The organism is Piscinibacter sp. (assembly GCF_050175855.1).
In the GTDB taxonomy this organism is placed as follows: Bacteria; Pseudomonadota; Gammaproteobacteria; order Burkholderiales; family Burkholderiaceae_C; genus Piscinibacter.
On the sequence record NZ_JBFXIO010000428.1, the window covers coordinates 1 to 4,073 of the forward strand.

A 4,073-nucleotide genomic window follows, 5' to 3' on the forward strand; every position below is an offset into this window, starting at 1 on the left:
CGAAGGACCTGGTGCTGGCCTACAAGCCGCAGGTGGCGTACTTCGCCGCGCAGCGCGCCGAAGACCAGCTCGAGCGGCTGATGGCCCACATCCGCAAGGCAGCCCCCGGCGTGCCGGTGATCCTCGCCGCCAAGCGCGGCGACCTCGGCAGCACCGCCGAGCAGTACGCGCTCGAGGCCTTCGAGCGCTACCAGGCCGATGCGGTGACGCTCTCGCCCTTCATGGGCTTCGATTCGGTCGAGCCCTGGCTGAAGTACGAGGACAAGGGCCTGTTCCTGCTGTGCCGCACCTCCAACCCCGGCGGCTCCGACCTGCAGGCGCAGCGCCTGGTCACCGGCGACCTGCTGTACGAGCACATCGCACGCCTGGCGCAGGGGCCGTGGAACCGCACCGGCCAGCTCGGCCTGGTGGTCGGTGCCACCTTCCCGGCCGAGATCGAGCGCGTGCGCGAGCTGGCGCCGACGCTGCCGCTGCTGATTCCCGGCGTGGGCGCACAAGGCGGCGACGCCGTGGCCACGGTGCGTGCCGGCTGGCGTCAGCAGGCCGGGCGCACCAGCGGGCCGGTGGTGGTGAATTCGTCGCGGGCCATCCTCTACGCCAGCCGAGGCAACGAATTCGCCGCCGCGGCGCGCGCCGCCGCGCTGGCCACCCGTGCATCCTTGGCAGCAGGCCGCGCCGCTGCGGGTTAAACCTCCCCACGTATCGGCGCTTCGCGGCAGACTTGCTCCTGCTCCCGCGGAGCAGCTGCTGCCTTGAACCCGACCGTCCTCCCAGATCCGCTGCTCGACGCACGAGAGCTCGTGCGCCGCTACCTGTTCGGCACCTTCGCAGTCGTCTTCGGCGTGGCTGCGCTGCTGCTGGCGACCAACCCCGCGCTGCCCTCGATCGGCCGTGCCATGCTGAGCATGGTCACGCTGGCGCTGTCGGCATTCAGCACCCTGGCGTGGTGGCGCCCACGGGTGCGCAGCGACACCGCGCTGATGGTGGTGTGCGCGGGCGGCATGGCCTTGATCGGCGCCGTGGCGATCATCAACGGATGGGGCCTGAACGGGCCGGTGATCGGCTTCATCGCGGTGATGAGCTTCCTGATCGGCGCGACGGTCAGCGCGCGGATGGGCATCGTGCTCAGCGTGGCCGGCGCGCTCCTGCTGGTCGGGCTGGCCTGGGCAGAGCATGCCGGCTGGATTCGCGGCGTGGCAGCACTGGGAGACATGAGCCTGCCCCGCCGGCTCATCAATCTGCTCGTGCTGCTGGCTGTCGGGTTGAGCAGCGGCCTGCTGGTTCGCCAGGTCTTCAACCACTACCTCGGCGCCAGCCGCGAGCGCGAGGCGCGCTTCCAGGGCCTGCTGGGCATCGCGGCGGACACCTACTGGGAGCTCGACGAAGACTTCACGCACACGCGCATCTGGTTCCGCGCGCGAGACCGCCGCTTCGTGCTTAGCGAGCGCAAGCTGAAGGCGCCCTGGGACCAGCACGAGTGGGACTACGAGCCCGGCGACGAAGAGGCGCACTACGCCGACCTGCGCGCGCATCGCCCGTTCCGCGACCTGCGCGTGCGCTGGCAACGACCCGACGGCCGCGCCAACCACCTGCTGGTCAGCGGCGAGCCGCGCTTCGATGCCGAGGGGCGCTTCCGCGGCTACTGGGGCGTGACACGCAACATCGACGAACTGGTGGCGGCACAGGAGGCGCTGCGCCGCTCGGAGACGACGCTGTCCACGCTGGTGGCCACCAGCCCGGACATGATCACGCTCACCGACGTGGCCACCGGCCGCTTCGTGATGGTCAACGACACCTTCACCCGTCTGGTCGGCTTCACCCGCGAGGAGGCGATCGGCCGCACATCGCTCGAGTTGGGCAGCTGGCCTTCGACGGCGGCACGGGAGGAGTTCATCCGGCGACTGCGCGAGCACGGCCGTGTGCAGGACATGCCGGTGGAGTTCATCGATCGCTGGGGTCGGCCGTTCACGCTGCTGCTCGCCGCGGCGACCTTCGAACTCGAAGGCAAGACCTACATGGTGCTCAACGGCCGCGACGTCACAGAGAGCGAGCGCACCCGCCTCGCCCACGAGGCCGTGCTCGAGAATGCTTCGCTGGGCATCGCCTTCACCCGAGAAGGCCGCTTCGTGCAGGCCAATCCGGCGCTGGAGGAGATGCTCGGCTGGGCGCCGGGCACCCTGGCCGGTCAGTCCGGCCGCGTGGTCTGGGCCAGCGACGCGGAGTACGCCGAGATCGGCGCGCTGATCGGGCCGCCGTTGTCGCTGAACGAGCCAGTGGAGTTCGTTCGCGAGATGTTCCGCCGCGACGGCACGACGTTCTGGTGCCGCATGCTGGCCAAGGCGGTCGACCCCACGCACCCGATGCGCGGCGGCACGATCTGGATCGTGGAGGACATCACCGAGCGGCGTCGCACCGAGCAGGCGCTGGCCAAGGCGCGCGACGACGCCGAGGCCGCCAACCGCGCCAAGAGCGCCTTCCTCGCCAACACCAGCCATGAAATCCGCACGCCGCTGAACGGCCTGGTGGGCCTGGCGCGGCTGGCGCGCCGGCCGGATCTCGACGAGGCGCGCCGCGCCCAGTACCTCGAGCAGATCGTCGAGAGCGCCGAGACGCTGTCGGCGGTGATCTCCGACGTGCTCGACCTGTCCAAGATCGAGGCCGGCAAGCTCGACGTCGAGCACGTCGCGTTCGACCTGCACGCGCTGCTGGAGTCGCTTCGCCGGGTCTACGGCACGCTGGCCGATGCGCGCGGACTCGGCTTCACGATGCAGATCGAGCCGGGCGTGCCGCAGTGGGTGTGGGGCGATCCGGTGCGCGTGCGCCAGGTGCTCGCCAATTACCTCAATAACGCACTGAAGTTCACGGCACGCGGCTCGGTGGCACTGCACGCGCGCGCCCTGGGCGGCGAGCGGCTGCGCTTCGAGGTGCGCGACACCGGGCCGGGCATCGACGCCGAGGCCCGCGCGCGGCTGTTCCGCCCCTTCACGCAGGCCGACCAGTCGACCACGCGCCGCTACGGCGGCACCGGCCTCGGACTGTCGATCTGCCTCGAGCTGGCCTCGCTGATGGACGGCGATGTCGGCGTGGACAGCGAGTCCGGGCGCGGCAGCTGCTTCTGGGCCGAGCTGCACCTGCCGGCCACCGACGTGCCGGAGCGCGACTCCGGTTTCGGCGCGCTGGAGCCGTCGGCGCTGGCCGGCGCGCGGGTGCTGATGGTGGAGGACAACCCGGTCAACATGACCATCGCGGTGGCGATGCTGGAGCATTGGGGCGTGCAGGTCGAACAGGCCGCCGACGGCGCCCAGGCGATCGCCGCGGTGGAGGCGGCTGCGCGCGAGGGGCGGCCGCTGCAGGCCGTGCTGATGGACGTGCAGATGCCCGTGATGAGCGGCTACGAGGCCACGCGCCGGCTGCGCTCGACCGAGGCCGGCCGCGACCTGCCGATCATCGCGCTGACCGCCGCGGCGCTCACCTCTGAGCGCGAACAGGCCCTGGCGGCCGGCATGGACGGCTTCCTCACCAAGCCGATCGACACGCAAAAACTGCACGACGCCCTGGTGGCCGCGCTGGCGCGCTCGGCGTAACATCCGCGCCAACCCTCGACCCGGGAGGCGGCTCGTCCGGCTGCGCCCGCCCAGGACCGCAGCCCCGCCCTCGCCGGGCGAGACCGGATGAGCCCACGTCCCCGCCAGCCGTCGATCGAAGCCACCGACGCCGTACGCCGGCTGATCGGCCGGCTGTTCTTCGGCACCGCCACGATCACCGCGCTGGGCGCGAGCGCGCTGTTCGCGCTGATGCCCTCGGCGGTGTCGGTCACCGCGCGCTGGGCCGCCGTCGCCGCCTTCCTCGCCTATGCCGCCTTGTGCGCGCGGCTGTGGCTGCTCAGCCGCCGCGACGCCTTCATGGCCATGAACCCCGGCCTGCTCGTGGTCTCGCTGGGCTCGATCGCCCTGGTGGTGACGGCGGCCATCCTGTTCGACGACGGCCTGCGCCACGCCGGCATGGGCTTCCTCGGCCTGGTGGTGTGCATGCTCGGCGCGGTGGCCGGCCTGCGCTACGGGCTGGCGGCGGCC

The 4,073-nt window shown here is 71.6% G+C and carries 3 protein-coding genes; all 3 read left to right on the forward strand.

From position 1 onward, the window contains the following. A partial coding sequence (gene pyrF, locus AB7U92_RS23110) for an orotidine-5'-phosphate decarboxylase (protein ID WP_428582528.1) occupies positions 1-689 on the forward strand: 689 nt, incomplete at its 5' end. A 63-nt stretch (positions 690-752) separates the two neighbouring features. Then, positions 753-3,584 (forward strand): PAS domain S-box protein, encoded by a 2,832-nt coding sequence (locus AB7U92_RS23115; protein ID WP_428582529.1) that lies wholly within the window; start codon positions 753-755, stop codon positions 3,582-3,584. Between the two features lie 87 nt (positions 3,585-3,671). Next, a partial coding sequence (locus tag AB7U92_RS23120) for a hypothetical protein (RefSeq protein ID WP_428582531.1) occupies positions 3,672-4,073 on the forward strand: 402 nt, incomplete at its 3' end.